Source organism: Gammaproteobacteria bacterium, assembly GCA_035279405.1.
Lineage (GTDB): Bacteria > Pseudomonadota > Gammaproteobacteria > Natronospirales > REEB76 > REEB76.
In genome coordinates this window covers 55,824-81,627 of sequence record DATEHU010000040.1, presented here as the reverse complement: position 1 = coordinate 81,627, position 25,804 = coordinate 55,824, and the positions used below count along the sequence as shown (strand labels likewise).

Below are 25,804 nucleotides of genomic sequence, written 5' to 3'. Positions count from 1 at the left end.
AATATTGAGCCATTGCGCGGGTTTAATCGGAAAGCGTCATGCAGGAAATTATTTTCATGGTAGACGAGGCCCCCGAGGGGGGTTATCAGGCGCGCGCGCTGGGAGAAGCCATTTTCACTGAAGCCGATGATCTTGCCGCTTTGCATACGCAGGTACGCGACGCCGTCGCGTGCCATTTTGACCCCGGAAAAGCACCCAAGGTAATACGCCTGCACTTCGTCAGAGAAGAACTGATCGCGCTATGAAGCTCCCGCGCGACGTAGGCGGGGCGCATCTGGCTAAGACATTGGGACGCTTGGGTTATTCGATCACGCGCCAAACCGGCAGTCACATCCGCCTTACTCGTGTATCAGATATCGTCAACCATCTCACAATTCCCGCCCATCAAACGTTGAAGGTAGGAACTCTGTCCGCGATATTTGGGTGAAGTCGCCGGACATTTGCAGATGTCCAAAGAGGAGTTGATCAAGCAGCTGTTCGGCGATTAAACGCCCTTGGCAAGACACATGCTTTGCGTTGAACCTAGGTGGGCCTTTGTTGTCCACCATGCGTCCCTGCGAAAACAACGATTCCATCCCCCGGCCTTCCACACACAGGTGATAACCATGAAGAAGTATCTCAGCCCCGCCTTGCTGCTGTTGCTAGCGGTTTACGCCGGCGCCGCCATCGCGGCCGATGCGCCTCCGGCCAAGCGTCCGGCGGCCAGCACCGCCACCGCGACCCAGGAGGAAAAATCCGTCACTCAGGGCAGCGTCACGGTCGAGGGCCAGCGTGTGGATTACGACGCCACCGCCGGCACCATCATCCTCAAGAACAAGGATGACAAACCCATCGGCAGCATGTTCTACATCGCCTATACCAAGCGCGGCGCCAATCCCGCCAACCGGCCGGTCACCTTCTTCTACAACGGCGGCCCCGGTTCCTCCACGGTGTGGCTGCACATGGGCGCCTTCGGGCCGCAGCGCGTGGTCACCGCGGACCACACCCACACGCCGGCCGCGCCCTACGGTTTGGTGAACAACGACTACAGTCTGCTGGATGCCACCGATGAAGTGTTCATTGACGCCATGGGCACCGGTTACAGCCGCATCATCGGCAAGGATGAGGGCGGTGCGGGCGAGCCCAAGGATTTCTACGGCGTGGATGCCGACGTGGCCTCGTTCGCGCAGTTCATCCGCCGCTACTTGAGCGACAACGGCCGCTGGAATTCGCCCAAGTACCTGTTCGGCGAGTCCTATGGCACACCGCGCTCCGCGGCGCTGGTGAACTATCTCTTACAACGCGACGACGTTGACATGAACGGCGTGATCCTGCTGTCGTCGATCCTGGATTTCCGCACCGCGAGCTTCAACGCCGGCAACGATCTGCCGTTCGAGCTGTTCCTGCCGAGCTACACGGCGGTCGCCTGGTATCACCACAAACTCCCCAACCCGCCGGCGGAGCTGCAGCCGCTGCTGCAACAGGTGCAACAGTTCGCGCTCGGCGATTACGCACGCGCGCTGGACGCGGGCAGCACGCTCACCGACAGCCAGTTTGACGCCATCGCGGAGAAGCTGCACACCTACACCGGACTGAGCACCGCGTACATCGAGAAAGCCAAGCTGCGGGTCAACGCCAGCCAATTCGAGCACGAGTTGCTGAATGACAACGACACCACCGTCGGCCGGCTGGACGCGCGCTTCACCGGCCCGACCATGAACCCGCTGAGCGAAGTGGCCTACTACGATCCGCAGTCCGCGGCCATCAGTTCCGCGTACGTATCGGCCTTCAATCACTACGTGCACAACACGCTCAAGTTCGGCCGCGACCGCCACTACCTCCCCGAGGCTTTCCACAAGTGGGATTGGACGCACCAGAACCCGACCACGGGCCAGGCCTGGCCGGGCACCTTGAATACGGCAGTGGACCTGACCGAGGCCATGAAATACAACCCGGATCTGCAGGTGCTGGTGAACAGCGGGTATTTCGATCTGGCCACGCCCTACTTTGCCACCGACTACACCATGGACCACCTGCCGATTCCCAAGGACCTGCAGAACCACATACACATGAAATACTACAATTCCGGCCACATGGTGTACGTGCATGTGCCGGCGCTCAAGCAGCTGCACGACAACGCCGCGGCGTTCATCCGCAACACCGACAACGTGAAATAAGGGATTGCCAACTAGACGAGATACAACAGGGCTCTGCGGAGCCCTGTTTTTTTTGTAGCTCAGAACCCGCCCTAAAATACGTTCACCCTGAGCGTAGTGCCGCAGGCACGAAGTCGAAGGGCCTGTCCTGAGCGAAATCGAAGGGTTGTTTGCCTCTGATTTTCCGTGTTTCGACTTCGCGGAGCGGCGCTCCGCTAGCCTGTCCTGAGCTTGTCGAAGGGCCTGTCCTGAGCTTGTCGAAGGGCCTGTCCTGAGCCTGTCGAAGGGCCTGTCCTAAGCCTGTCGAAGGGCTCAACACGAACGGTTCAGGATTTTAAGACAAACTCCAGTCAGTCCTTCCCAGCGCCGAGTTTGCGGCTGCGCCAGTGGCCCCAGATGAGCACCAGGAATCCCACGCCCGCCACCGCACAGGCCGCCCACAGCGGCACACCCGGTCGGCCGAGCAGCAGGGCGCCGCTCACCACCAGCGCGCCGCCCGCGACCGCGTGATATACGTGGCGCACGCGGTGGCGCACTGAATCGCGCAGGCTCTTGAGCTCGTCGCTGTCCATGCCCACGCGCAGCTTGCCCGCGGACAACTGCTCCAGAATCGTGTTGAGCCGGCCCGGAGTCTCCAGCAACAGCTCGCGCAGCGCCGGCAGGTTCGCGCGCAGCCGTCGCAGCGTGGCCTTGAGGCCCATCTGCTCGCGCACCCAGTCTTCCAGAAACGGCTTGGCGGTTTTCCACAAATCCAGGTCTGGATACAGCTCGCGGCCCACGCCCTCGATGTACAGCAGGGTTTTCTGCAGCAGCACCAGTTGCGGTTGCAGCGGCATGTTGAAGCGCCGCGCGGTCTGGAACAGCCGCAACAGCAGATTGCCGAAGGAGATGTCCTTGAGCGGACGGTTGAAGATCGGCTCGCACACCGTGCGAATGGCGCTTTCGAATTCGCTCACGCGCGTGCCGGCCGGCACCCAGCCGGAATCCACGTGCAGCTCCGCCACACGCCGGTAGTCGTGGCGGAAGAACGCCAGGAAATTTTCCGCCAGATAGCGTTGATCACTCTCCGTGAGCGCGCCCACGATGCCGAAATCCACCGCCATGTAGCGCGGATGCTTCGGATCGTGCACGTCCACGAAGATGTTGCCGGGATGCATGTCGGCATGGAAGAAATTGTGCTTGAACACCTGAGTGAAGAAGATTTCCACGCCGTTCTCGGCCAGCCGCAGCATGTCGGTGCCGCGCGCCTTGAGCGTGGCCACGTCGCTCACCTGCACGCCGTGGATGCGTTCCATCACCATGACGTTGCGGCGGATGAGCGGCCAGTAAACCTCGGGCACATACAGCAGCTTCGAACCCTCGAAATTGCGCCTGAGCTGGGCGGCGTTCGCCGCTTCGCGCATCAGGTCGAGTTCGTCGAGGATGGTTTTCTCGTACTCCGCCACCACTTCGCGCGGCCTGAGGCGCCGCGACTCGTGCCAGTAACGTTCCGCCAGCCCCGCCATCAGATACAGCAGCTCCAGATCCGCGCGAATCACGCGCTCCACGTCGGGGCGCAGTACCTTGACCACCACCTCGCGCCCGTCCTTGAGGCGCGCCGTGTGTACCTGGGCGATTGAGGCCGAGGCCAGCGGTGTTTCGTCGAATTCCTCGAACAATGCGCTCACCGGCTGCTCAAGCGCCTGCTCCACGATCAAGCGCGCCGCGCGGCCCGGGAACGGCGGCACGCGGTCCTGGAGCTTGACGAGTTCGTCGGCGATGTCCGGCGGCAGGAGGTCGCGGCGCGTGGACAGCATCTGCCCGAATTTCACGAACACCGGCCCCAAGTCTTCGAGCGCGCGACGGATGCGCACGCCGCGCGTGACATCACGGCGCCGCAGCCAGTGAAACGGAGAAACATATATGACGAAGCGCACCGGACGGAAAATGTGTGCCGAGAGGATGATTTCATCCAGGCCGTGACGCGCCAGCACAAAGCTGATGCGCATGAGCCGCAGCGTCTGGCGCGGCGTGATCATGTGGATGTATTCCGGCCCAGCATGCGCGCGTGCCGCCCGGCCCCCTCCTTTGCAAAATCCCCCTCTTTCGCACTTCGCAATCCTGCTGCATGCGAAAGTCCGGGGCAGCCATCCATGGCTGCCCGCTCGGCACTTCGTGCTTCGCCCCCCTTTTTCCAAAGGGGGAAGCATAGATATTGATGGGCACAGGGGTTCGCGGATTGCATTGCGTCAGCTCTTGCGGTGTTGTCCCGCCAAGCGCTGCACCCGCGCCGCCAGGCGCTCGGCGTCGTTCTTCAGCCGGTCCACGCCGTCAAGAAAGATTTCGACTTCGTGACGCGGTGGCAGCGTGGCGCTTTCATACACGAGGTATTCCGCCAAGTCCTGGCTGAAACGCATCGCCGCATCCTTGCCCCAACGCAGCAGGCCGCGCGCCAGGTTTCCAATCTGGTGCGCGGCGACGTCGCCCACGTAGCGCGACAGGATTTCTTCCCAGTCGAGGTCCGCCTGCTTCAGCAGGCGGGAAAATATCTGGCCGGTTTCCGCATCGCCGTTCAGCTCGATGCCGCGCGGCGGGGCATCGCCGCGTTTCAGCGCGGCTTCCAGCAGCGCGAAACTCGGCGCGCGCACCGTCAGATCAACCTTGCCTTCATGCGCAGCGCGCACCGCGAGCCGTTGGGTCTGCGGCAGAAAGTACAGCTTGAGCGGCAATTCTTTGAGTTCCAGCGCGATGACTTTGCCGTCGAGCTGCTTGATGTCGCGCGCCGCGGCGTTCGAGCCAGCCAGCGCTTGATGCAGCGCCAGTTCCACAGCGGGCGCCAGCAGTACGCCAAGCGTCGGCGCGCTCACAAGCGGTAACCGCGATGCAGTGCCACGATGCCGCCGCTGAGATTCAGATAATCGCAGCGCTCGAAGCCGGCCGCTTGCAGCATTTGCTTCAGGGTTTCCTGATCGGGATGTACGCGTATGGATTCGGCGAGATAGCGGTAACTGGCTTTGTCCCGGGCGATCACCCGGCCGAGTTGCGGCAGCACCGCGAAAGAGTACAGGTCGTAAAGCGCCTTCAGGCCGGGGACAGCGGGCTTGGAAAATTCCAGCACCAGCAGCCGGCCGCCGGGCCTGAGCACCCGGTACATGCCGGCGAGTGCCGCCTCCTTGCGTGCGACGTTGCGCAGACCGAAGGCGATGGTGATGCAGTCAAAGTGCTGGTCCGGATACGGCAGATGCTCGACATCCGCCTGCACGTAGTCCACGTTGCCGGCGACGCCCGCGTCCACGAGCCGCTCGCGGCCGCGCTCCAGCATCGCAGCATTGATATCGGCCAGCACCACACGCCCGTTTGCGCCCACCTGTCTCGCCAGCCCGCGGGTGAGATCGCCGGTGCCGCCAGCCACGTCCAGCGCCGTCTGGCCGGGCTTGAGCCCGGTCTGGCTAAGCGCAAAGCGTTTCCACAGGCGATGCACGCCGAACGACATCAGGTCGTTCATCAGGTCGTAGCGATTGGCGACCGAGCTGAACACCTCGCCCACGCGCCGCGCCTTGTCGGCCAGCGGAATCTGCTGGTAGCCGAAATGCGTGGCGGGTTCGGTATCGTCGGTCATGATATGCATCCCGCGGTGGGCCTGCATTCTAACAGTCATTGTGAGATGCCGATGGCATTCGGCTGCGCGACAGGGCATGGAATCTATTTGAGCGCCACCCGCGCGGTTACGTGGTCTCCCAGCGCTGCGGCTTGCGATGTGTATGGGCTACGGAGAGCACGACTATGGCGTTGCCTGACATTTCTGCCCGTGATGGGTGAGCCTTCCGGATAGCAGCGCATGAAGCCCAACGCCTTGTCCAGCTCATCGAGCCACTCTGCACCGAGACCAAGATGCTGATCTACGTAATAGTACAAGGCTGCGAGCAACTCACGCTGCGCGACAGTAGAAAAGACCAAACGCATTATTTGCCGACTAGTGCGCGAGCTTCGGCAATGACTTTCTCGGCAGGAACAACTTCGAGTTTCCCTGTTTCATAAGCCTCAAGACGGCGAGCAGACTCTTCCAGCCAAGCAGCTGCGTAATTTTCTGCTGACGCATCATCCAGACTTTCAATCAGCACCGAGGCAAGCTCAGCACGTGCCTGTTTCGGAAGAGCCAGCAGTGATTTTCCCAAATCCTTGCGGTTCGCGGCCATGTCAGATCCCTGAAATTTGCGCTGACTACACGGTAATCCGGCCTCTTGCGGCTGTCAACGAACCAAACCGTTCTCCTTGCGCTGATAGCCGGCATCTTTGAGGCGCTTGAGATACCGCGTCCAGTTCTGTTCGTGGTTCTGGCCGAGATCGTGGAGCACCGGCCAGGAATACAGGCCGGTGTCGTGACCGTCGTCGAAAATCAGGCGCACGGCGTAACTGCCCACCGGTTCGACACCGATGATCTTCACGTGTTCCTTGCCGATCTGCAGGATTTCCTGTCCCGGGCCGTGGCCGCTGACTTCGGCGGAGGGCGAGAACACGCGCAGATACTCGAACGGCAGCTCGAACTTCTCGCCGCTGGCGAACGTCACCGCGAGCACGCCCGCCGATTTGCGCAAGCGGATCTCGGTGGGATGCTGGGCGGCGGTACTCATAATATGTACCGGCTCAAGTCCTCATCCTTGACCAGCTCGCCGACCTGTTTGTCGACGTAGGCGGCATCTATGGTCATGGCCTTGCCGTTCTTGTCGGCCGCCTCGAAGGACAGGTTCTCGAACAGCCGCTCCATGACGGTGTGCAGGCGGCGCGCGCCGATGTTCTCGGTACCCTCGTTGACCTCGAACGCGACCTCCGCGATGCGCCGCACGCCGTCCGTGCTGAACTCCAGCTTGACGCCTTCGGTGGCCAAGAGCGCCTTGTACTGCGTGGTGAGCGCTGCGTCCGGCTCGGTGAGAATGCGCACGAAATCCTCGGTGGTCAGCGCCGAGAGTTCCACGCGGATCGGCAAGCGGCCCTGCAGTTCCGGAATCAGATCCGACGGCTTGGACATCTGGAACGCGCCCGAGGCGATGAACAGCACGTGGTCGGTCTTCACCGTGCCGTACTTGGTGGTCACGGTGGTGCCCTCGACCAGCGGCAGCAGGTCGCGCTGCACGCCCTCGCGCGACACGTCCGCGCCGTGCAACTCGCCGCGGCGCGCTACCTTGTCAATCTCGTCAATGAACACGATACCGTTCTGCTCCATATTTTCGAGCGCGGCGAGCTTGATCTCGTCCTCGTTGATCATTTTGCCGGCTTCCTCGTCTTCCAGCAGTTTGCGCGCCTCGCGCACCTTGAGCTTGCGCGTACGCTTGCGACTCCCGCCCATGTTCTGGAACAGCCCCTGCAGTTGCTGGGTCATTTCTTCCATGCCGGGCGGCGCCATGATTTCCACCCCCACGTTGACCACCAGCTCCACCTCGATTTCACGGTCTTCCAGTCCGCCTTCCCGCAGCAGCTTGCGAAGTTTCTGTCGCGTGTCGGACTCGTCGGGCGGCAGCGGCTCGTTGGCGAAGCCGATGTGCTGTTTGCGCGGCAGCAGCGCATCCAGGATGCGTTCCTCGGCCGCTTCCTCGGCGCGCGCCTGCACGTGGTGCTTGGCCTGTTCGCGCTCCATCTTGACCGCGGCCTCCGCGAGGTCGCGCACGATGCTGTCCACATCCTTGCCGACGTAACCCACCTCGGTGAATTTGGTGGCCTCCACCTTGACAAACGGCGCGTTCGCGAGCCGCGCCAGACGGCGCGCGATCTCGGTCTTGCCGACGCCGGTCGGGCCGATCATCAGGATGTTCTTGGGCGTGATTTCGTTGCGCAGTTGCGGCTCGACCTGCATGCGACGCCAGCGGTTACGCAGCGCGATGGCGACGGCGCGCTTCGCCGCCGTCTGGCCGATGATGTGCTTGTCTAACTCTTGGACTATTTCTCTAGGGGTCATCTCAGACATGTTCAAATCCGGTGAGGGGAAAGGTATGAGGAGTGAGAGGTCAAGAGACGAGACGGGCATTCCAAATGTTTCCCACCTCACCCCTCACTTCCTCACGCCTCACTGGTATCAGAGTCGAACGATGATCCAGTACACGTTTACGTCAATACCTCGATGGTGAGGTTGCGATTCGTGTAAATGCAGATGTCCGCCGCGATGTTGAGCGCGCGTTCGACAATGGCGCGCGCGTCAAGTTCAGTGTTCTCGAACAGCGCACGCGCCGCGGCTTGGGCGTACATGCCTCCCGAACCGATGGCCATGAGACCCTGTTCCGGCTCGATGACGTCGCCGTTGCCGGACACGACCAGCGAGGCGCTCCTGTCGGCCACGCACAGCAGCGCCTCCAGGCGCCGCAGCATGCGGTCGGTGCGCCAATCCTTGGCGAGTTCCACCGCGGCGCGCGTCAGGTTGCCGCTATGCTTGCTCAACTTTTCCTCGAAGCGCTCGAACAGCGTGAAGGCGTCCGCGGTGCCGCCGGCGAAACCCGCAAGCACCTGATCGTTGTACAGGCGGCGCACCTTGCGGGCGTTGGGTTTCATCACCGTGTTGCCGAGCGTCACCTGGCCATCGCCGCCCATGGCGACGCTTGCATTGCGGCGCACGCAAAGAATGGTGGTGCCGTGGAGTTGGTCCATGGAATGGATCCTAAAAAAGCTGGCCGGATTCAGGTGTCAATATCGCTGCCCAAGGTGATTGCTGGTGAGGAAGTGAGGCGTGAGGAGTGAGGAGTGAGGCGGAAACCTGACACCTGCATTCTACATCTCACTCCTTACTCTTTACCCCTCACTTTGGTCCGCGCGCGCGGATGCGCCTTGTCATAGGTGCGGGCAAGGTGCTGGAAATCAAGGTGCGTGTAAACCTGCGTGGTGCTGACGTTGGCGTGTCCCAGCAGTTCCTGCACGGCACGCAGGTCGCCGCTCGATTCCAGCAGGTGGCTGGCAAAGGAATGCCGGAACAGGTGCGGATGTATGCCCTGGGCCACGCCTTGGGCGCGGCCCCAGCGCCTGAGGCGCGCCTGCAAGGTGCGCGGGCTCAGGGGACCGCCCCGCGGCCCGACGAACAGCGCCTGGTCTTCGGGCTTGGCCAACTGGCTGCGTACCTTGAGCCAATCCTGTAGCGCGCCGAGGGCCTTACGCCCGACCGGGACGACGCGGGTTTTCGCGCCCTTGCCGGTGACGCGCACTTCGGCGGCACCCGGATCAATCGCGTGGCGCTCCAGCGAAAGCAGTTCCGCGAGCCGCAATCCCGAGGAGTACAACAGTTCCATGATGGCGCGGTCGCGTACCGCCTGCGCATCGTCGCCCTGGATCGTGAGCAACTGCGCCATCTGGTCGGCATCGAGCGTGGCCGGCAGGCGCTTTTGCGCCTTGGGTGCGGGCACGCCGTTGGCCGGATTGTTGCGCACCGCGCGTTCGCGCAGCAGATAATTGTAGAAACTGCGGATCGCGGCCAGCTGGCGTTGCAAGCTGCGCGGCGACAGGCCTTGGCGATGGCGTGCGCTCACGAATGCGCGCACATGGTGGATGTCCACCGCGCCCCAGTCGTTCACCTGCTGCTGTTCACAGTAGCGGCGGAAGCTGTCGAGGTCCCGCGTATAGGCCGCCGCCGTGTGCACCGAGAGACGGCGCTCGTGGGCAAGATGTCCGATGAATTTTCCGACTGCAGCGCTGAGCGGCGCGCTCATTCCGGCCAGAGCGGCTGGATGGCCGCCGTCACCAGCTCGCCGATGCGCGCGAGAAATGCGGTACCGAGCGTCGGGCCGAAACGGTCGGCCTCATGGCTGCCGACCGCGAGGAGGCCGAGCTTGCCCTGCACGCCGAGCGGCATGAGCGCGAGCGAAGTGATGCGCTCGGCCTGCGTGCCGAACAGGAATTCGAGTTGCGGGGCGCGCAGCCGTCCGACGTAAGGTTTGCCGGCCTTGAGGAACTCGTGCAGTTGCTCGAGACCGCCATCCCCGGGCTGCAGCCAGCGCGCCGGGCCGGCATCGGGATTGTCGCTGCGCTCGCTGATCAGGAACAGGCTGACTTCGTCGGCGCCGAAGCGGTTGCGCAATTCCTCCTGCACGGCGTACAGGCGGTCGGCGAAAGTCTGGGCTTCGAGCAGTGCCAGCGCCAGCCGGTGGATGCGCTCGATGAGCGCGTCGTTGCCGCGCGCTACCTCGATCAGGTCCACGAGTTTGCGTTCCATCTGGCGGTGCTGCTGGCGCAGCACCTCGACCTGGCGCTCGATGAGCGACACCGCATGGCCGGCCGGGTGCGGCACCTTGAGTTTGGCGAGCACGTCCACGTGGCTTTCGAAAAATTCCGGATGCTGAACCAGATAATCCGTGACGGAATCTTCCTGTTCGGCGTGATCCGGCAGGCCGGATTTGTGCTCGATGCTCATAATTCGATGGTTCCGTCGTACACCCGGTTGGCCGGACCGCGCATCCACATGGGCTGACCCTCTCCGGGCCAGCTTATCACGAGCCGCCCGCCGCGCAGTGCGACTTCCACGCTCTCGTCCAGCCAGCCGGCGAGTCTCCCCCAGGCAGTGGTGGCGCACGCGCCCGATCCGCACGCCAGGGTTTCGCCGGTACCGCGCTCGAACACCCGCAGCTTCACGTGCGTGCGGTCCAGCCATTGCGCGAAATTGACGTTCACGCGTTTCGGAAAGCGCGGATGACGTTCGATCCTGGGGCCGAGTTCCGCGACCGGCGCGATGTCCACGTCCGGCATGTCGAGGATGGCATGCGGATTGCCCATGGAGACCACGCCGATCTCGTAGTTGCGGCCGTCCACTTCCAGCTCGTAGGTAAGCGCGCGCTCGCGCGCCTCGAAGGGCACGCGCGCCGGCTCGAATTCCGGCACGCCCATGTTGACGCGCACGCTGTCGAGGTCGCGCACGTCGGCGATGAGCACGCGACCGGCGGACTCCAGGCTGAGTTCGGGGCCGCGCGCGCGGCCGTTTTCCACCAGCAGGCGGCTCACGCAGCGCGCGCCGTTGCCGCACTGCTCCACTTCGCCGCCGTCGGCGTTGTAGATGCGGTAGTGCGCGGTGTGCGCCTTGTCGCGCGGCGCTTCGAGCAGCAGCAATTGATCGAAGCCCACGCCGGTGCGCCGGTCCGCGAGCTCCTGCACGCGCCGGGTGTCCAGACGCAGCGGCCGGTCGAGGGCATCGATCACCATGAAGTCGTTGCCCAGGCCTTCCATCTTGCTGAAGGGGATTTTCACGCTTGCGCTCCGCTCATGAGTACGCGGTAGTCCTTGTCTATGCAGCGGTCCATGACCACCATAATACCGGCTTGGCGGGCGCGCTCCGCGGCCGGCACGTTGACCACGCCTTCCTGCAGCCACAGCGCCGGTGCATGGATGGCGATGCAGTCGTCCACGATTTGGTCCACGTGCTCGGGCGCACGGAACACGTCCACAAGGTCCACCGGACCGGGCACCGAGCGCAGGTCCGGCCAGGCTTTCTCGCCCAACACCTCGTCCACCGCCGGCCGCACCGGGACGATCTCGTAACCGTAACGCTGCAAGGCCCGGGCCACGCCGTGGCTTGGCCGCGCGGGGTTGGGCGACAGGCCGACCACCGCGATGCGCCGGATGCGCTGCAGCAGGGCCCGGATTTCCTCGGTGGGCGGGTTGCGAAAGCTCATGCCTGTACCGGAATCAGATTGCGGGATGCGCCCATTATAGGCATGGCAATGCGCGGGCCTGGTGGCGGGCAAACCCGCCGGGCCGGCGTTCCGCGCTGGCAACCGCCGTCTATACTGAACCCGGTTAAAGGGGGCAAAAAACGGCTAACAAGGACACGTCTTGAGGAGGCCACATGCGCACGATCATGGTGATAAACGCCAAGGGCGGCTGCGGCAAATCCACGCTCGCCACCAACATCGCCGGCTACTTCGCCAGTAACTGGGACGCGGTCACCAGCCTCGCGGATTACGATCCGCAGGCCTCGAGCCTCGATTGGCTGGCGCGACGCCCGCCGGAGCGCGACAAGATCCACGGCGTGGATGCGCACAAGCACGGCCTCACGCATCTCGACCGCTACACCGATTTCCTCATCATTGATGCGCCGGCCCGTTCCCACGGCTCGGAACTCACGCAGATGGTGCGGCATGCGGAAACCATCGTGGTGCCGGTGCTGCCTTCGCCGATAGACATCGGCGCGGCCGCCAAATTCGTCACGGAACTGCTGGACGTGGGCAAGGTCGAGCGCAGGGAAGTCAAAGTCGCAGTGGTCGCCAACCGCGTGCGCGAGAATCTTTTGATCTACGACGAGCTGGAAGAATTCCTCGACACGCTCAAGGTGCCGGTGATCGCGCGCCTACGCGATACCCAGAATTATATCCGCGCCTACACCCGCGGACTCGGCATCCACGAACTGCCGGAATATCTTTCCTGGCCCGATCAGGAACAGTGGGAGCCGCTGGTTGAATGGCTGGAGAGCCGACGCAGCCGGCCTGCGGCATGAAACAAACGGCAGGAAGAGGCTCAATGCTTTCTTTCATGCCCTTTTGCCATCAGCGTCCAGTGAGCCTTATCGGTTGAATACTCCTGCCGGTATTCAATCGCACGCAGTGAACTCCAGGTGCTCCCCTTGGGGAAATGGGTGGCATTGCCGTCGGACAATTGGCAACGCTCAGTGATTACGTTCGTGCAATGATTGAATGATCGGGCAGCTCATTTTTCCGCGTGTGGTCTCGCAGCGCCGCACCAGTACCGCCAACGTGTGTTCAACGCGTTTCAGTCCCATGATGCGTTTCCGCACTACCGCGAGTTTGGCTTCCGCCAAAGTTTCCACGGCGCGGCAACTGCCGCCCTGTTCCAGGCTCAGCAGTTCTCCGATCTCTTTCAGGCTGAATCCCAGCTCCTGCGCGGCGCGGATGAAGCGCAGCCGCTCAACCTCACCGGGACCGTAACGGCGGATGCTGCCGTAGCCGCGCGGCGGCTCGGGCATGAGTCCGCGGCGCTGGTAGTAGCGCACCGTCTCCACACCGATGTCCGCGGCTTTCGCCAGCCCGCCGATGGTCAGTTCGTTCATATTAGATCGCCTCTTGACTCCGTACCGTGGTACAGGGCGTAGTTTAACGCCGTGGCAGGCGGCGAAGATTGAGCATGTCGGAGAAGCATTGGTTAGTCGGCGGTGTGTTGGCGACGGTGGGCGCTTCGCTTTGCTGCGTGGTGCCGCTGGTGTTCGTGAGTCTCGGCATCGGCGGCGCCTGGCTCGCCAGCCTGCAATGGTTTGAGCCCTACCGGCCTTATCTTATTGGCATTACTGTTTTGTTCCTGGCGCTCGGCTTCCGCGCGCTGTATCTGAAACCGGTGCGCTGCAAGCCCGGCGAAGCCTGCGCCGACCCGCGCGTGCGCCGCCGGCAACGCGCGATTTTCTGGAGTGTGAGCGTTATCTTGCTGGTGTTGATTGTCATTCCCTGGTTTGCGCCTCTGTTCTACTGAGGCAAGGAGTCGAAGATGAAAATGCGTAGCGCTGCAATCGTATCGTTGTTGTCTTTCGTTCTGGGCGCGAGCGCACTCGCGGCACCGGTCACAAAAACCGCAGTGTTGGACGTGCCGGGCATGACCTGTCCGCTGTGCCCCATCACCGTGCGCAAGGCACTGGAGCGCGTGCCGGGCGTGGAAAAGATCTCGGTGAATTTCCCGGCGCGCACCGTGTCGGTCGCGTATGACGCCGGACGCACCGATGTGACGGCGCTGCTCAAGGCCACGACGGATGCGGGTTATCCCGCAAAGCTTGAAAACCAGGTGAAACCATGAATACCGCCGCACATTCGGAAACCCATGACCCGGAACTGGCTGCGCACCGGGAGTTTGGCGAAATCAGTCACGGTACCGCGCGGCATCTCAAGTTCATGCGCCAGGAAGCGATCTTCAGCGACGGCGCGCTGCCGGCGCGCCTGAAGGCGCTGGCCGCGGCGCTGTGGAGCGTGAGTGCGCGCTGTGAGCCGTGCATCCGCTTCTACATGCAGAAGGCCCATGAACTTGGCGCCACGCGAGAGGAGATCGGCGAAATCCTGGCAATCGCCTCGACCATGGGCGGCTGCGTGGGCGAGACTTGGGCAGTCAAGGCGTTTGCCGCAGTGCGCGAAGACTTGCCAGAAGCGGCCTGCTGCGAGACCTGAAAGATCGCCTCTCCTTCAAACCTACCCTCTCAAGGAGATACCTACATGAGTACGTGCGCGACGAACAGCGAAAGAGATTTGCTCGGTCGTCGCTGGACCATTGGGCTGTTGTGGGTGGCACCATGGGTATTAATTGTTGCAAGCGCCTATACCGACAACCTCATTCGTACGGTCGCCTGAACCTTCGGATTTACGATGATGGGGGTCGCCTGTCTCGTCAATGCCCGCGGTTGCGGACGCCGTCATTGTTTCTATACCGGGCCGCTTTTTCTTCTGGCCGCAGTGGCTTCGCTGCTCTATGGGTTGCAGGTCCTGCCGCTCGGCCCTGATGGCTGGAACTGGATCATCGGAGTTACGGTGGTGGGGAGCCTGCTGGCCTGCTGTGGGCTGGAAACCATGTTCGGCAAATATACGGCCGGCCATTCATAATGCATCAGTCGCTCTCATCATGAACGTGTTTTGATTTCAGTTCCCTTTGCCACCAGTGTCCAGTGAACCTTGTCGTTTGAAAATTCCTGCCGGTATTCGATGGAGCGCGGTGAACTCCAAGTATTCACCACGCGGAAGTATATGGTTTTGCCCTTGTCGTGATATTCCCAGGGAAAGGTCCAGACGTTGCCTTTGATGATGAGTTTGCCGGCCGCTCCGGGATCATCCCCATTCATTGGAACTCCATAAACATGGTATAGATCGGCGTTGGCATCGTAAGTATACACGCTCAGCACCGGTGCGGGTTTGCCGTTCACGGTCTGGTGAATGACGTAGAAATCTCCGCTGCGCCAGCAGTCATTGTGTATGGTGTCGGTTTCGTGGCCGGCCTTACTGTAAGACGTGTTGAACTTTTCGGTCTGGCCTTTCCAGGTGCCGGTGTAGGCGGCGATCTTGTCCAATCCCGCAGGTGCGGAGGCGGCGGCGAATGTGGAAGTGAAGAACAACGCGATAAACAAGGACATCTGGAATAATTTGTTCACGACTGGCTTCCGTCAGTATTGGTAGCGGCTGCATCGGATGTGATTTCGTTTTTCGGCTTGTCGTCGGCGACGGTACTGAGAAACTCCTCCGCCAATGCCCAATACACCGGCCGGCGGCACACAAGTTTCGAGGCGCCCAACGCGATTAACGCCGCCGCCAGGATCGGGAAAATCATCGCCTGATCGTTGACCATTTCCATGACGATCACCGCGGCGGTGAGCGGCGTCTGCACCGCTCCGGTGAAATAACTCACCATGCCGAGCACCACCACGGTGGCGGCCGGTGCGAACGGTACCAGCAACGCCAGATCCGCGCCCAGTCCCGCACCCGCCGCCAGGGATGGCGAAAACAAGCCGCCGGGGATGCCACTGTAATAGGACACGAGGTTAGCCAGGATTTTGTAAAACGGAAAACCCCAACCCATACTCCGGTCACCGGCGAGCACGTGGCGCGCTTGCTCGTAACCGGTGCCGTAGGTGGCGCCGTGGGAGACCAGGCCGATGACCGCAATCAACAGTCCGCAGCCGAGCGCGATCACCAGCCAGTATTTTCCGAACCAGGGCCGCAGTCGGCGCATACCGCCAACCAGCAGGCGGCTGTAGATTCCACCCAGCAGTCCGCCCGCGACGCCGCAAACCGGCACCGCGATCCAGTCTCGCGCGTGCACAAAGCTCGCGCTGGTCACGCCGAAATAGGTGTAGTTGCCGAGAATTCCGAGCGCCACCACGCCGGCAATAATCACTGCCAGCAGCAGCATGCCGGTGGCTTTTTCCTCGTAGAAGCGCGCCATCTCCTCAATGGCGAACACAATTCCGGCAATCGGCGTGTTGAAGGCCGCGGCAATTCCGGCCGCACCGCCCGCCATGATCAGGCCGTGGCGCAGATAGTGCGGAGGAAAGCGCGTAAAACGCCCGAGCGAATACATAGTGGAAGCGCCGATGTGCACGATCGGGCCTTCACGGCCGATGGAAGCGCCGCCCACGAAGCCAATCAGCGTCAACAGGATTTTGCCGAAGGCGATGCGCAATGACAGCAAAGCGCGCCGCCGGGTGGCGTTGGGAATGCGCAATGCCGCAATCGCCTGCGGGATACCGCTGCCCTGCGTGTTCGGAAACACATAGCGCGTCAGAAACACCACGAGCACGAGAATCACCGGCGATACCAGGAAGGTCCACCAGCGCGATTGGTCCAGAATGCGCTGATGCAACGCCATCGCCCAAGTGCTGGCGAGCGTGAAGCCCGCGGCGATGCCGCCGACTGCCAGCGCCCCGCACCAGAAAATTATCCGGGTCTTCCAGTCACGAACCGAGAGGTAGCCCAGTAATCGGTTGGCCATGAGCCGTCTGTATTAAGGAAGGGCGGAGCAGGATAGCACTGGCCGGATTTTACATCGTGATGGACCGACATCGCAGGGCGAGTGGTCAGAATCCGCCAGCGCAGTTAGCATGCGCGGCATCCGGATGAACACGGGTGGCCTTGATGATGGCAGATGCGGAATACGAACGGGAAATCCTGGCATGGCGCGCCGCGCGCCTGAAAAGGCTCACGGCCGAAGACGGTTGGACCACGCTTGTGGGTCTCTATTGGCTGGAACCAGGTGACAATAGCTTCGGCCGGGCTGCATCGAACAGCATCGTGATGGATTATCCGGCCCTGCCGGATCACGCCGGTACGTTTCAGGTGAAGGGCCGCGAAGTGCGGTTCGTGGCTGCACCCGGTGCCAGCGTGCTGCACGATGGCCGGCCGGTGCACGCCATCGGACCGCTCGCGGATGACGCCGTCGGTGCACCCATGGTGCTCAGCATCGGCACAGTGAGTTTTTATCTCATCGAGCGCAGCAGCCGGCTGGGCATCCGCGTCAAAGACAGTCGGGCCGAGGCCCGGATACATTTCCGCGGACTGGAATATTTCCCGGTGGATCCAAATTGGCGGCTGGCCGCACGCTTCGAGCCATATTCGCCTCCGAAGAAAATACCCATCACCACGGTGCTGGGCATGGAAGAGGAAATGCCGTCGCCCGGTGCGCTGGTGTTTGAAGTGGAGCGCGAAACCTGCCGCCTCGATGCAGTATTGGAATCCGGGGAGCGGGAATGGTTTGTGATGTTTGCCGACCGCACCAACGGCAAGCAGTCCTATGGCGCCGGCCGGTTTCTGTACGTTGCGCCGCCGGCGGACGGCTGGACCGTAATTGACTTCAACAAGAGCTATTCACCGCCCTGTGCCTTCAGCGCCTTCGCCACCTGCCCGCTGCCGCCGCCGCAGAACCGTCTGCCCATCGCAGTCACCGCGGGCGAATTGCAGTACGCCGACGTTGATCACTGAGGAAAAACAGCACCGTGTTTCGGTGATGCTTTACATCATATCTGAAACGTGGCACTCAACTCGATGAAGCGCGCCGGCAGAATGTAGGACTGGCTGTTGCCCAGCTCGCTGTTGGAAATCGGGGGCCGCTGATTATTGAGATTACGGCCGTCGAGCCTCAGGGTCCATTTCTCAAAGCGATATCCGATGCCCGCGTCATAAGTGACGAAAGCGGGGGTGGAGACGGTATTCTCCGGATCGAAGTAACGTTGGCCGGTATAGCGCACCAGGAGCGAACCGATCCAGCCGTGCTCCGGCATGTAAAACAGGCCGGTGGAGAACAGATCGAGCGGTGACATCTCCAAGCGATGGCCGGCATCTTGTACCAAACCGGTGGGCGTCTGGTTGATGAAATTGCGGTAAGTGGCATCGTGGTAGCTGTAAGCCAGCTGCCAGCGCCAGTCCCGGTTCAGGCGCCAATCCGCGGCCAATTCGATTCCCTTGAAGCGGTTCTGGCCTCCGTTGGCGATGCCGGGCAGGCCGTTCACATCCGTCGAGATCACCGTGTTGTTCATATTGGTCAGGAACGCGTTTGCCTCCCAGTCGAGGCGGCCTTGCCACAGCTTGCCCTTGAGTCCGGCTTCATAGGCCTGGGCGGTCTCGGGTTCCAGAATATTCGGCGTGTACTCCGGCCCGAAATCGGTGGCCGCGGGCTTGAAAGTGTTGCGGTAATTGCCGTAAACGACCAGGTCATCCGCGCCGCTCTGCCAAGCGGTGTAGCCCAGCGCCACGATTCCGGAAAAACGCGTATTGCTGCGCTGATCGCCGCCGGACTGTGGCGTCTGGGCCGGGTCGGTGGGAAACAGCGTGGCGCTCCGGGATTCGAGGTCGTGATTAAATTGCAGGCCGAGGTTGAAGTCCCAGCGCGGCGCAAACGTCCAATCGGCCTGCGAGTACAGCCCGAAGAAGCGGCGCGTGTCCTGCATGCCGGTGTACTCGTCCACCGGCACAGAGGTGCTGGCAGGCGGATTGGCGCCGTCCGGCGCGATGAAATACTCGAAGTTGGCGCTTTGCTCCTGTCCCGAACCGTACAGATAGCTGAAACCCGCGACCAGTTCGAAATCATCCCGGAGCGAGAAAGTCAGGTGGCTGTCGAAATAGATATCCGTATGGTCCTGGCTCTGATTGAAGCCGTCCGCATTGGGCAGGCCGTTGTTGGTCAACTGGTCCGAGCGCAGGAAGCCGCGGATGTTGCGGTTGTGGGTAAAAACGTTGGCAAGCGTCGTGCTCCACTGGCCCCACTTCAGGCTGGTGTCGTTGCTGAGCACCAGGCTGACGCGGTCCTCATCCATCCTGGCGTCGCTCGGATTGTTGTTGGTGTCAACCGGCACCAGTGGCGACAGCGCGCTTGCACCGTCGGGCAGTGGGCGCGGGCTCGCGGGTTTTTGGCGCAGCAGCAGGCCGTCCAGGTCCAGACGGAACTCACCGCTGTCCGTGTCCACGGCGCTGCGATACAGGACGTGGGAGCGCGTATAGGCGGTGCGCGGATCGCTGAAATTGCGCTGGGTCACGTCCGCCGCGATAGATTGGCGGACCGGACCGTCGCTGGTGATGGGCGCGGCCACGCCGGCACTGCTGCTGCCGTAGGAACCGTAGGATGCCGTAGCGGTGGCGCCGGGTGCGCCGGCCTTGCGGTGGATGATGTTGATGACCCCCACAAACGAGGTGGCGCCATATTTCACCGGTGCCGAACCGCGGATCACCTCAATGCGCTCCACGTCGTTGAGACTAATGCTCGCCAGATCCGGGTTGAAAGCGCCGCCCACCGGGACGCCGTCCACCAACAGCAGGAAGGCATCGAACTCGCGCAGACCCTGGAACTCGGGCACCGCGCTCGCCGGTCCGCCATCGCCGCCCGGTGCAATCTCCACGCCGGCTGACAATGCCAGGGCGCTGCGCAGGTCCGTGGCGCCCATCGCCATTAGTTGATTGTGGTTGATGATGTTGATGCTCTGCGGCACGCTGCCCAGATTTTCGGGCAAGGGCGTGGCGGTGACTTCCACCGAGCCCAGGGTCGTGGTTTGAAGCTGGTCCGGAGTGTCCGCTAAAGCGGTGTTGCACATGAAGGCAACAGGAAGCAGAACGGAAATTAGCAAACCCGATGACGTGATTTTCATGAGGGATTTGACCTTGTTGCAATTATATTTTGGTGGGGAAAAAGAAGCGGGGATTTCGGTAATCCTAATGTGACTTCCGGAGGTGGAAATAGTTCCGAGGCCGTCCAACGGTATTTTGTCCGGGCTGGGAACGGACTCCGAGGCACGGCCGTCATTGCGCCTGACTTACACGGTGTGCGGTAATACGCTCAAAAGCCAAGCTCGCAGGTGCTGGATTTCCTCGGGACAAACTGCATGCGGCATCGGATAAGTATGCCAAGCGATCCGACAACCGCGCGCTGTCAGCACCTTGCGTGTCTGCTCGGCCAGCGGCAGCGGCACAATCGGGTCCTGCGTGCCGTGACCGTAGAAAATCGGCGTCGCGGTATTGGCGGCGTGGATCGCAAAATCCAGGCCTTCATTGAGCGGCAGGTAGGTGGACAACGCCATGATGCCCGCGAGCCGTTCGCGGTATTGCAGGCCGGTATAGAGCACGACCGCGCCGCCCTGCGAAAACCCCGCGAGCACGATGCGCGCGGCTGGAACGCCGCGCTGGTTTTCGCGTGCAATCAGCGCTTCCACCAATGCGCGTGAAGCCAGCATGCCAGCCTTGTCGCGCGGCTGGTGTGCGCCGATTTTCACGATGTCGAACCAGGCGCGCATCGGCATGCCGTTGTTGAGCGTCACCGGCCGCACCGGTGCGTGCGGAAATACGAAACGCACCGGCAGCGTGGCGGGCAACCTGAGTTCCGGCACGATGGGTCCGAAGTCGTGGCCATCCGCCCCCAGGCCGTGCAGCCAGATGATGCTGGCTGTAGGCGCACCACCGGTTTCAATCTCGACGCACTCGGGCAAATCCGCCATCGCGCTCTCCGCTAGAATGAGCGGCGATTGTAACGAAGAACCAATCCTTTTCCTTGTCCCCTCGCCCCCGGAAGGGAGAGGGCGAATTGCAAAGCAATGAGCGGGCTGCCACGGATGGCAGCCCTGGACTTTCAGGCGCAGCAGGATTGCGCAGCCTGAAAGGGTGAGGGGAAACAGCTTTGGATTTCTCAAACAAAACTATTCTTATCACCGGCGCGGCGCGCGGCATCGGCCGCGCGACAGCCAAAGCCTTTGCTAAGCTCGGCGGCAGCGCAGCGGTGCATTACCACACGAGCCAAAAACAGGCCGAGCAACTTGTTCATGCCTTGGCCGGTAAAAATCATCGCGCCTTCGGCGCCGACCTCACCGATCCCCCCGCCTGTGAATCGTTGATCAACGAGGTGGTCAACCATTACGGCCGGTTGGATGTGCTGGTAAATAACGCCGGCATTTATGAAGTCAGGCCGCTCAAGGATTTGAACTACGCCGGCTGGCAACTGACCTGGAAGAACACACTGGCCGCCGACCTCACCGCACCCGCCAATCTCTGTTTCCTCGCCGCGCAAGTCATGATGAATCAGAAAAGCGGTCACATCATCAACATCTCCTCGCGCGGCGCCTTTCGCGGCGAGCCGGAGGCTCTCCCCTATGGCGCATCCAAAGCGGGATTGAACCAGTTTTCCCAATCCCTCGCCCAGGCACTTGCGCCCTGGAACATTTTCGTGGGCGTGGTCGCTCCCGGCTTCGTGCGCACCGACATGGCGACCGCACTGCTAGATGGCCCGCAGGGCGAAGCCATCCGCAAACAAAGCCCGCTCAACCGCGTGGCCACCCCGGAAGAAATCGCTGAAGCTGTCGTTCGACTTGCCGCCGACGGCATGTTGTACGCTACCGGCTGCATCCTGGACGTGAATGGCGCGTCGTATTTGCGAAGCTGAGGCAGTAAGCCATGGACTGGATTACCGATCCGAACATCTGGGCCGCGCTGGTGACATTGACCGCGCTGGAGATCGTACTCGGCATCGACAACATCATTTTCATTTCCATCGTGACCGGCGGCCTGCCGGTCGAGCGCCAGGCCTCGGCGCGTCGCACCGGCCTGATTCTGGCGGTGGTCACGCGGCTGCTGTTGCTGGCGTCCATTTTCTGGCTGTCGCGCCTGACGCGTCCGCTGTTCACGCTGTTCGAACAGCCGTTTTCGCTCCGCGACCTAGTGCTGATCGGCGGCGGCCTGTTCCTGCTGGCCAAGAGCACGCTTGAAATCCACGGCGATATCGACCAGAGCCATACACGTCAACGCGCAGCGCAACGTAGATCGTTCTTTGCGGCGGTGACCCAGATTCTGCTGCTGGACGTGGTGTTCTCGCTGGATTCGGTCATCACCGCCATCGGCATGTCGGACAAACTGGCAGTGATGGCCGCGGCCATCATCATCGCGGTGGGCTTCATGCTGATGTATGCCGGCGCAGTAAGCCGCTTCGTGCAGCGCCACCCCACGCTCAAGATGCTGGCGCTGGCGTTTCTGGTATTGATCGGCGTGGCACTGATCGCGGACGGACTCGGCGTGCACATCCCCAAAGGCTACATCTACTTCTCCATGGCCTTCGCCTTCGGCGTCGAGATGCTCAATCTGCAGATCCGCAAGCGCCGCGCGCCATGAGCCGCCTGCCGCTGATCCTGTCCTGGAGCGGCGGCAAGGACAGCGCCTTGGCGCTGCACGCCCTGCGGCATGACCCGCGCTACCGGGTCGTAGGTCTGCTCACCAGTGTGAACGGGCATTACGGCCGCGTCAGCATGCACGGCGTGCACGAGGCACTGCTGAATGCACAGGCGGAATCCATCGGCCTGCCGCTTTACAAGGTGAAGCTTTCGGAGCGCCCGTCCAACGAGGAATACGAGCAGAAAATGCGCATTGCTTTGGAGGGCTTCAAAGTTCAAGGTATCCGGCATGTAGCCTTCGGCGATTTGTTTCTGGAGGACATCCGCCAATACCGGTTGGACAATATGCACAAGGTGGACATGGAATGTGTGTTCCCGCTATGGCACAAGCCTACGGACCAACTGGCGCGGGAATTCATTGCACTCAGATTCAAGGCCGTGCTGTGTTGCGTGGACGAGCAGCAGCTCAGCGGCGAATTCGCCGGCCGCGAGTACGATGCCGCCTTGCTAGGTGCGTTGCCGGCTACCGTGGATCCCTGCGGGGAGCACGGCGAATTCCACACCTTCGTGTATGCCGGCCCGGTATTCCGGCGACCAATTGCTTTCCGGCGTGGCGAGCGCGTGCGCCGCGATGAGCATTTCCATTTCTGCGACCTGATTTCTGCGGAGGCTCGGTATGACGATCTGGCTTAAACCGGTGAACGTGGATGACCTCAACCGCTACCAACAGCAGACGCTGGTGACGCACCTCGGCATCCGCTACACGGAGGTGGGCGAGGATTACCTCAAGGCCACAATGCCGGTGGATGCGCGCACCAAACAGCCGGCCGGCATCCTGCACGGCGGGGCCTCCGCGGCGCTCGCCGAAACCTTGGGCTCCACCGGCGCCAATCTGGTGGTGGACCGGAGCAAAACCCTGTGCGTGGGGCTGGAACTCAACTGCAATCACATCCGCGCGATGCGCGAGGGCCAGGTCACCGGCACCGCGCGGCCGCTGCACGTCGGCAGAACTACCCAAGTGTGGGAAATCAAAATCACCGACGATCAGGATCGCCTGGTGTGTGTGTCGCGGATCACGATGGCGGTGCTGGATCGCTCAACAATCAAGAGTTGACGGTCGTTCCATGAGCCATGCGTGGCGCGCCGATCGGCTGGCTCACGCTGGGCCCATGACGGTTTTGGAACGCGCCGCTTTTCGAACTGGATGATCAATCGTTAAGAAACTGCGCACGCGAGCCAGTTGGCCAATCCCGCGCGTTCCTCGAAGGTGGCACCGCTGCATTAGGCGGTAGGTGTGGCGCGCAAAAATCAGCGGGCGTTCTGATGTACGGCAGCCACCAGCGTTTACCAGTGCGCCACCGCCTGTTGGGCCGCGGCGTTCGCAGGCCGCGCCAACAATCCAGTCTGGCTCATGCTCACGCGATATTCGGCGCCGTCCGCCATCGGCAGGTAGGTGGCGCTGCCGTAGCTCGCGTCCACCCACGGCAGCCAGGCGTGGGCACGCGCGAAACTCCACACGTCCAGTCCGCCGCCGCCCGCAAGGTCCACCGCCGTGTGGTAATCGCGTTGCTCCTGCTCGATATTCCGGTAACGACCCTCGAGCCGGTCGAGGTGATACAGCGCATTGAAACCCAGCAGATTGCCCGGGCCGGTCCACTTGAGCACTCGTGCTGAAAGCTCCCACTCGTCGCCGCGCAGCACCTTGGTGCGTACCCGGCCGCGCGCATCCGTGAGGCTCGCGCGAAACTCCTGGGGTGCAAGCTGAGTGAACGCCAGATCCGCTACCGGCTGCTCGTAGGTCAGACGATGATAGCTGCGCAGATTGATCGCCACCGCCACCGTCAGCCCCACCGCCGCGAGCAGGATTGCGCCGACGATCACGCGGCCGATGCCACCGGCGAATTTGCCCCGGAACAGCCGCTGCCAACCGCGGAAAAACACGGCGAGGCCGATGAGCGCTACCAGAATCACCACCAGCCCGGCAATCCACAACGACACCGGCACCTGGAATGACATACACGCTCTCCTGTGACGGCAAGACTCTAGCACGCGCAATGCGAAGCGCGGTTATACTCTTGCGATGCGGCGTCCTGTATTGGTTTGTTTGGCGTTCCTGCTGCTTGCAGGACTGGCCGGCTGCGGCCAAAAGGGGCCGCTGTACCTGCCGGTGACGCCGCCACGCACCATCCCATCCATGCCACAAGCCGCAACGCACGCCGCGCCCGCTTCCGCCACGCATTCCGCGCCGGCGGCATCCAAACCGCACTGACCGGCGCCCCTTGGCACCGGTGTCCGCGTTCCAATACCGCGACGGCATGCTGCACGCCGAGGATGTGCCGCTGCCGCAACTCGCGGCGGCCTTCGGTACACCTTTATATGTATATGCGCGCTGCGCACTCACGGATTCCTGGTTGCAGTTTGCCCAGCCGTTCGCCCACACGCCCCATCAGGTGTGTTACGCAGTCAAAGCCAATGGCACGCTCGCGCTGTTGCAGGTGCTGGTGCAACTCGGCGCAGGCTTCGACATCGTGTCCGGCGGCGAACTCGCGCGCGTGCTGCGCGCCGGCGGCGAACCCGGGCGCGTGGTGTTTTCCGGAGTCGGCAAGCGCAGCGATGAACTGGAACAGGCGCTGGCCGCAGGCGTCGGCTGTTTCAACGTGGAATCCGCCGCCGAGCTGGAGCGGCTGAATGCGCTGGCCTCGGCGCGCAAGCAGCGTGCACCGGTGGCGCTGCGCGTCAACCCGGGCGTCGAAACGCGCACGCATCCGCATATCGCCACCGGCCACAGTGGCGCGAAATTCGGCATCGAGCTGGCCCAGGTTGAATCCCTGGCGCTGCACGCAACCGGCCCGCCGGGCGTGCAACTGCAAGGGCTCGCCTGCCATGTCGGTTCGCAAATCACCGAGTGCCAGGCAATTCTCGAAGCGGCAACACGGCTCGCCGAACTGGCCGACCGCTTGCGCGCGCGCGGCATCGGGCTCGCGCACCTGGATTTCGGCGGCGGCTTTCCCGTGCGCTATCGCCCCGATGAACCGCTGCCGGATGTGGCCGCGCTGCTCAGCGAGCTGCGCGCACTCGCCGAGACGCGCGGGCTGGCCATGCGCATCGAGCCGGGACGCGCGATGGTGGCGCCCGCGGGTGTGCTGCTCACGCGCGTTGAATACCTGAAGCGTACGGCACAGCGGCGATTTGCCGTCGTGGATGCGGGCATGACCGAATTGATCCGTCCGGCACTCTACGACGCTTGGCACGAGATCCGGGAAGTTGTGCCGCGCGCCGACGAGGCCGAGCTCTGCGACGTGGTGGGGCCGGTGTGCGAAAGTGCCGATATTCTCGGCCGCGATCGCCGGCTCGCCGTCCAACCGGGCGATTTGCTTGCGATCATGAACGCAGGTGCCTACGGCGCAAGCATGGCCTCGAACTACAACGCCCGCCCGCGCGCCGCCGAAGTGCTGGTGGACGGCGCGCGTTCCGCACTCATCCGCCGCCGCGAGACTCTCGATGATCTGATGGCGCACGAAGAACGGCTGCACAAATAATCAATTATGCATGCGCTCGATATCGAGAGTCTTGAGGTATCTGTACCCGTAGAGCGAGCCGAGCACCGCAGTGAGCA

The 25,804-nt window shown here is 62.5% G+C and carries 32 protein-coding genes; 15 read left to right on the top strand and 17 right to left on the bottom strand.

The window, feature by feature from the left end; translation table 11 throughout:
* Positions 1-38: 38 nt before the first annotated feature.
* From VJR90_09580 to VJR90_09570, 3 genes are all read left to right on the top strand, one after another.
* Positions 39-245: a 2-oxoisovalerate dehydrogenase gene (locus VJR90_09580; GenBank protein ID HKV97726.1), complete on the top strand. Its 207-nt coding sequence runs from the start codon at positions 39-41 to the stop codon at positions 243-245.
* Complete coding sequence (locus VJR90_09575) at positions 242-427, top strand: type II toxin-antitoxin system HicA family toxin (GenBank protein ID HKV97725.1); 186 nt, start codon at positions 242-244, stop codon at positions 425-427. The genes VJR90_09580 and VJR90_09575 overlap by 4 nt, the downstream gene beginning before the upstream one ends.
* Before the next feature lie 178 nt (positions 428-605).
* Positions 606-2,156, top strand: a complete 1,551-nt coding sequence (locus VJR90_09570; protein HKV97724.1) for a peptidase S10 — start codon at positions 606-608, stop codon at positions 2,154-2,156.
* Between the two features lie 329 nt (positions 2,157-2,485).
* On the opposite strand, the gene ubiB is transcribed toward VJR90_09570, so the two are convergent.
* The 11 genes from ubiB to VJR90_09515 form a co-directional block, all read right to left on the bottom strand.
* On the bottom strand, positions 2,486-4,153 hold the full coding sequence (ubiB, locus tag VJR90_09565) for a ubiquinone biosynthesis regulatory protein kinase UbiB (protein HKV97723.1): 1,668 nt from the start codon (positions 4,151-4,153) through the stop codon (positions 2,486-2,488).
* A gap of 210 nt (positions 4,154-4,363) precedes the next feature.
* Positions 4,364-4,981, bottom strand: a complete 618-nt coding sequence (locus tag VJR90_09560; protein ID HKV97722.1) for an SCP2 sterol-binding domain-containing protein — start codon at positions 4,979-4,981, stop codon at positions 4,364-4,366.
* Positions 4,978-5,733 (bottom strand): bifunctional demethylmenaquinone methyltransferase/2-methoxy-6-polyprenyl-1,4-benzoquinol methylase UbiE, encoded by a 756-nt coding sequence (gene ubiE / locus VJR90_09555; GenBank protein HKV97721.1) that lies wholly within the window; start codon positions 5,731-5,733, stop codon positions 4,978-4,980. The genes VJR90_09560 and ubiE overlap by 4 nt, the downstream gene beginning before the upstream one ends.
* 343 nt (positions 5,734-6,076) lie before the next feature.
* Positions 6,077-6,310: an addiction module protein gene (locus VJR90_09550; GenBank protein HKV97720.1), complete on the bottom strand. Its 234-nt coding sequence runs from the start codon at positions 6,308-6,310 to the stop codon at positions 6,077-6,079.
* A 54-nt stretch (positions 6,311-6,364) separates the two neighbouring features.
* Positions 6,365-6,745, bottom strand: a complete 381-nt coding sequence (locus VJR90_09545) for a DUF971 domain-containing protein (GenBank protein ID HKV97719.1) — start codon at positions 6,743-6,745, stop codon at positions 6,365-6,367.
* Positions 6,742-8,073: an ATP-dependent protease ATPase subunit HslU gene (hslU, locus tag VJR90_09540; protein ID HKV97718.1), complete on the bottom strand. Its 1,332-nt coding sequence runs from the start codon at positions 8,071-8,073 to the stop codon at positions 6,742-6,744. Before hslU ends, VJR90_09545 begins: the two co-directional genes overlap by 4 nt.
* A 137-nt stretch (positions 8,074-8,210) precedes the next feature.
* Entirely contained in the window at positions 8,211-8,747 is a 537-nt protein-coding gene (hslV, locus tag VJR90_09535; GenBank protein HKV97717.1) for an ATP-dependent protease subunit HslV, read from the bottom strand.
* A 134-nt stretch (positions 8,748-8,881) separates the two neighbouring features.
* A complete protein-coding gene (gene xerC / locus VJR90_09530) occupies positions 8,882-9,796 on the bottom strand; it encodes a tyrosine recombinase XerC (protein ID HKV97716.1) in 915 nt (304 codons plus the stop codon).
* The gene (locus tag VJR90_09525) at positions 9,793-10,497 is read right to left on the bottom strand and encodes a DUF484 family protein (GenBank protein ID HKV97715.1); all 705 of its coding nucleotides are present in this window, start codon (positions 10,495-10,497) and stop codon (positions 9,793-9,795) included. Before VJR90_09525 ends, xerC begins: the two co-directional genes overlap by 4 nt.
* The gene (gene dapF / locus VJR90_09520) at positions 10,494-11,324 is read right to left on the bottom strand and encodes a diaminopimelate epimerase (GenBank protein HKV97714.1); all 831 of its coding nucleotides are present in this window, start codon (positions 11,322-11,324) and stop codon (positions 10,494-10,496) included. Before dapF ends, VJR90_09525 begins: the two co-directional genes overlap by 4 nt.
* Positions 11,321-11,749, bottom strand: coding sequence for a CoA-binding protein (locus VJR90_09515; protein HKV97713.1), 429 nt, complete (start codon positions 11,747-11,749; stop codon positions 11,321-11,323). The genes dapF and VJR90_09515 overlap by 4 nt, the downstream gene beginning before the upstream one ends.
* A gap of 173 nt (positions 11,750-11,922) precedes the next feature.
* On the opposite strand from VJR90_09515, the gene VJR90_09510 reads away from it, so the two are divergent.
* Positions 11,923-12,570 carry a ParA family protein gene (locus VJR90_09510; GenBank protein ID HKV97712.1) on the top strand — a complete coding sequence of 216 codons (648 nt, stop codon included), beginning with the start codon at positions 11,923-11,925 and terminating at the stop codon, positions 12,568-12,570.
* 168 nt (positions 12,571-12,738) lie between these two features.
* Here VJR90_09510 and VJR90_09505 read toward each other — a convergent pair whose 3' ends face one another.
* Positions 12,739-13,140, bottom strand: coding sequence for a MerR family DNA-binding protein (locus VJR90_09505; GenBank protein ID HKV97711.1), 402 nt, complete (start codon positions 13,138-13,140; stop codon positions 12,739-12,741).
* 74 nt (positions 13,141-13,214) lie between these two features.
* Here VJR90_09505 and VJR90_09500 point away from each other — a divergent pair, with 74 nt between their 5' ends.
* From VJR90_09500 to VJR90_09485, 4 genes are all read left to right on the top strand, one after another.
* Positions 13,215-13,553, top strand: coding sequence for a mercuric transporter MerT family protein (locus VJR90_09500; protein HKV97710.1), 339 nt, complete (start codon positions 13,215-13,217; stop codon positions 13,551-13,553).
* A gap of 15 nt (positions 13,554-13,568) precedes the next feature.
* Positions 13,569-13,871 carry a mercury resistance system periplasmic binding protein MerP gene (merP, locus tag VJR90_09495; GenBank protein HKV97709.1) on the top strand — a complete coding sequence of 101 codons (303 nt, stop codon included), beginning with the start codon at positions 13,569-13,571 and terminating at the stop codon, positions 13,869-13,871.
* On the top strand, positions 13,868-14,236 hold the full coding sequence (locus VJR90_09490; protein HKV97708.1) for a carboxymuconolactone decarboxylase family protein: 369 nt from the start codon (positions 13,868-13,870) through the stop codon (positions 14,234-14,236). Before merP ends, VJR90_09490 begins: the two co-directional genes overlap by 4 nt.
* Before the next feature lie 195 nt (positions 14,237-14,431).
* Positions 14,432-14,665 (top strand): hypothetical protein, encoded by a 234-nt coding sequence (locus tag VJR90_09485; protein HKV97707.1) that lies wholly within the window; start codon positions 14,432-14,434, stop codon positions 14,663-14,665.
* A 17-nt stretch (positions 14,666-14,682) separates the two neighbouring features.
* On the opposite strand, the gene VJR90_09480 is transcribed toward VJR90_09485, so the two are convergent.
* On the bottom strand, positions 14,683-15,207 hold the full coding sequence (locus tag VJR90_09480; GenBank protein HKV97706.1) for a hypothetical protein: 525 nt from the start codon (positions 15,205-15,207) through the stop codon (positions 14,683-14,685).
* Complete coding sequence (locus VJR90_09475) at positions 15,204-16,544, bottom strand: chloride channel protein (GenBank protein ID HKV97705.1); 1,341 nt, start codon at positions 16,542-16,544, stop codon at positions 15,204-15,206. Before VJR90_09475 ends, VJR90_09480 begins: the two co-directional genes overlap by 4 nt.
* A 143-nt stretch (positions 16,545-16,687) precedes the next feature.
* Between VJR90_09475 and VJR90_09470 the strand changes: the two genes are divergently transcribed.
* Positions 16,688-17,530 carry a DUF1684 domain-containing protein gene (locus VJR90_09470; GenBank protein ID HKV97704.1) on the top strand — a complete coding sequence of 281 codons (843 nt, stop codon included), beginning with the start codon at positions 16,688-16,690 and terminating at the stop codon, positions 17,528-17,530.
* Positions 17,531-17,565: 35 nt separating this feature from the next.
* On the opposite strand, the gene VJR90_09465 is transcribed toward VJR90_09470, so the two are convergent.
* Together VJR90_09465 and VJR90_09460 are read right to left on the bottom strand one after the other, a co-directional pair.
* Entirely contained in the window at positions 17,566-19,686 is a 2,121-nt protein-coding gene (locus VJR90_09465) for a TonB-dependent receptor (GenBank protein ID HKV97703.1), read from the bottom strand.
* 165 nt (positions 19,687-19,851) lie between these two features.
* Positions 19,852-20,529: a dienelactone hydrolase family protein gene (locus tag VJR90_09460; GenBank protein ID HKV97702.1), complete on the bottom strand. Its 678-nt coding sequence runs from the start codon at positions 20,527-20,529 to the stop codon at positions 19,852-19,854.
* Positions 20,530-20,708: 179 nt separating this feature from the next.
* Here VJR90_09460 and VJR90_09455 point away from each other — a divergent pair, with 179 nt between their 5' ends.
* The 4 genes from VJR90_09455 to VJR90_09440 are packed head-to-tail and all read left to right on the top strand — an operon-like array spanning position 20,709 to position 23,302.
* Positions 20,709-21,467, top strand: coding sequence for an SDR family oxidoreductase (locus tag VJR90_09455; GenBank protein HKV97701.1), 759 nt, complete (start codon positions 20,709-20,711; stop codon positions 21,465-21,467).
* A gap of 11 nt (positions 21,468-21,478) precedes the next feature.
* A complete protein-coding gene (locus VJR90_09450; protein ID HKV97700.1) occupies positions 21,479-22,189 on the top strand; it encodes a TerC family protein in 711 nt (236 codons plus the stop codon).
* Positions 22,186-22,881, top strand: a complete 696-nt coding sequence (locus tag VJR90_09445; GenBank protein HKV97699.1) for an ATP-binding protein — start codon at positions 22,186-22,188, stop codon at positions 22,879-22,881. The genes VJR90_09450 and VJR90_09445 overlap by 4 nt, the downstream gene beginning before the upstream one ends.
* On the top strand, positions 22,865-23,302 hold the full coding sequence (locus tag VJR90_09440) for a hotdog fold thioesterase (GenBank protein HKV97698.1): 438 nt from the start codon (positions 22,865-22,867) through the stop codon (positions 23,300-23,302). The genes VJR90_09445 and VJR90_09440 overlap by 17 nt, the downstream gene beginning before the upstream one ends.
* Before the next feature lie 230 nt (positions 23,303-23,532).
* Here the strand turns inward: VJR90_09440 and VJR90_09435 are convergent, their stop codons facing one another.
* Positions 23,533-24,204 (bottom strand): cation/multidrug efflux pump, encoded by a 672-nt coding sequence (locus tag VJR90_09435; protein HKV97697.1) that lies wholly within the window; start codon positions 24,202-24,204, stop codon positions 23,533-23,535.
* Positions 24,205-24,268: 64 nt separating this feature from the next.
* Between VJR90_09435 and VJR90_09430 the strand changes: the two genes are divergently transcribed.
* Complete coding sequence (locus VJR90_09430; protein HKV97696.1) at positions 24,269-24,457, top strand: lipoprotein; 189 nt, start codon at positions 24,269-24,271, stop codon at positions 24,455-24,457.
* A 19-nt stretch (positions 24,458-24,476) separates the two neighbouring features.
* Positions 24,477-25,727, top strand: a complete 1,251-nt coding sequence (lysA, locus tag VJR90_09425; GenBank protein ID HKV97695.1) for a diaminopimelate decarboxylase — start codon at positions 24,477-24,479, stop codon at positions 25,725-25,727.
* Positions 25,728-25,804: the final 77 nt, after the last annotated feature.

Bases quoted from the DNA above. Each gene is read 5' to 3' on its own strand.
- VJR90_09505 (HKV97711.1), bottom strand. From the start codon at position 13,140: ATGAACGAACTGACCATCGGCGGGCTGGCGAAAGCCGCGGACATCGGT.
- VJR90_09445 (HKV97699.1), top strand. From the start codon at position 22,186: ATGAGCCGCCTGCCGCTGATCCTGTCCTGGAGCGGCGGCAAGGACAGC.
- ubiB (HKV97723.1), bottom strand. From the start codon at position 4,153: ATGATCACGCCGCGCCAGACGCTGCGGCTCATGCGCATCAGCTTTGTG.
- VJR90_09475 (HKV97705.1), bottom strand. From the start codon at position 16,544: ATGGCCAACCGATTACTGGGCTACCTCTCGGTTCGTGACTGGAAGACC.
- VJR90_09450 (HKV97700.1), top strand. From the start codon at position 21,479: ATGGACTGGATTACCGATCCGAACATCTGGGCCGCGCTGGTGACATTG.
- merP (HKV97709.1), top strand. From the start codon at position 13,569: ATGAAAATGCGTAGCGCTGCAATCGTATCGTTGTTGTCTTTCGTTCTG.
- VJR90_09570 (HKV97724.1), top strand. From the start codon at position 606: ATGAAGAAGTATCTCAGCCCCGCCTTGCTGCTGTTGCTAGCGGTTTAC.
- VJR90_09490 (HKV97708.1), top strand. From the start codon at position 13,868: ATGAATACCGCCGCACATTCGGAAACCCATGACCCGGAACTGGCTGCG.
- VJR90_09465 (HKV97703.1), bottom strand. From the start codon at position 19,686: ATGAAAATCACGTCATCGGGTTTGCTAATTTCCGTTCTGCTTCCTGTT.
- VJR90_09435 (HKV97697.1), bottom strand. From the start codon at position 24,204: ATGTCATTCCAGGTGCCGGTGTCGTTGTGGATTGCCGGGCTGGTGGTG.
- VJR90_09460 (HKV97702.1), bottom strand. From the start codon at position 20,529: ATGGCGGATTTGCCCGAGTGCGTCGAGATTGAAACCGGTGGTGCGCCT.
- VJR90_09440 (HKV97698.1), top strand. From the start codon at position 22,865: ATGACGATCTGGCTTAAACCGGTGAACGTGGATGACCTCAACCGCTAC.
- VJR90_09545 (HKV97719.1), bottom strand. From the start codon at position 6,745: ATGAGTACCGCCGCCCAGCATCCCACCGAGATCCGCTTGCGCAAATCG.
- hslV (HKV97717.1), bottom strand. From the start codon at position 8,747: ATGGACCAACTCCACGGCACCACCATTCTTTGCGTGCGCCGCAATGCA.
- VJR90_09575 (HKV97725.1), top strand. From the start codon at position 242: ATGAAGCTCCCGCGCGACGTAGGCGGGGCGCATCTGGCTAAGACATTG.
- hslU (HKV97718.1), bottom strand. From the start codon at position 8,073: ATGTCTGAGATGACCCCTAGAGAAATAGTCCAAGAGTTAGACAAGCAC.
- VJR90_09525 (HKV97715.1), bottom strand. From the start codon at position 10,497: ATGAGCATCGAGCACAAATCCGGCCTGCCGGATCACGCCGAACAGGAA.
- VJR90_09510 (HKV97712.1), top strand. From the start codon at position 11,923: ATGCGCACGATCATGGTGATAAACGCCAAGGGCGGCTGCGGCAAATCC.
- VJR90_09580 (HKV97726.1), top strand. From the start codon at position 39: ATGCAGGAAATTATTTTCATGGTAGACGAGGCCCCCGAGGGGGGTTAT.
- xerC (HKV97716.1), bottom strand. From the start codon at position 9,796: ATGAGCGCGCCGCTCAGCGCTGCAGTCGGAAAATTCATCGGACATCTT.
- VJR90_09515 (HKV97713.1), bottom strand. From the start codon at position 11,749: ATGAGCTTTCGCAACCCGCCCACCGAGGAAATCCGGGCCCTGCTGCAG.
- VJR90_09485 (HKV97707.1), top strand. From the start codon at position 14,432: ATGATGGGGGTCGCCTGTCTCGTCAATGCCCGCGGTTGCGGACGCCGT.
- VJR90_09500 (HKV97710.1), top strand. From the start codon at position 13,215: ATGTCGGAGAAGCATTGGTTAGTCGGCGGTGTGTTGGCGACGGTGGGC.
- VJR90_09470 (HKV97704.1), top strand. From the start codon at position 16,688: ATGATGGCAGATGCGGAATACGAACGGGAAATCCTGGCATGGCGCGCC.
- VJR90_09550 (HKV97720.1), bottom strand. From the start codon at position 6,310: ATGGCCGCGAACCGCAAGGATTTGGGAAAATCACTGCTGGCTCTTCCG.
- VJR90_09430 (HKV97696.1), top strand. From the start codon at position 24,269: ATGCGGCGTCCTGTATTGGTTTGTTTGGCGTTCCTGCTGCTTGCAGGA.
- ubiE (HKV97721.1), bottom strand. From the start codon at position 5,733: ATGACCGACGATACCGAACCCGCCACGCATTTCGGCTACCAGCAGATT.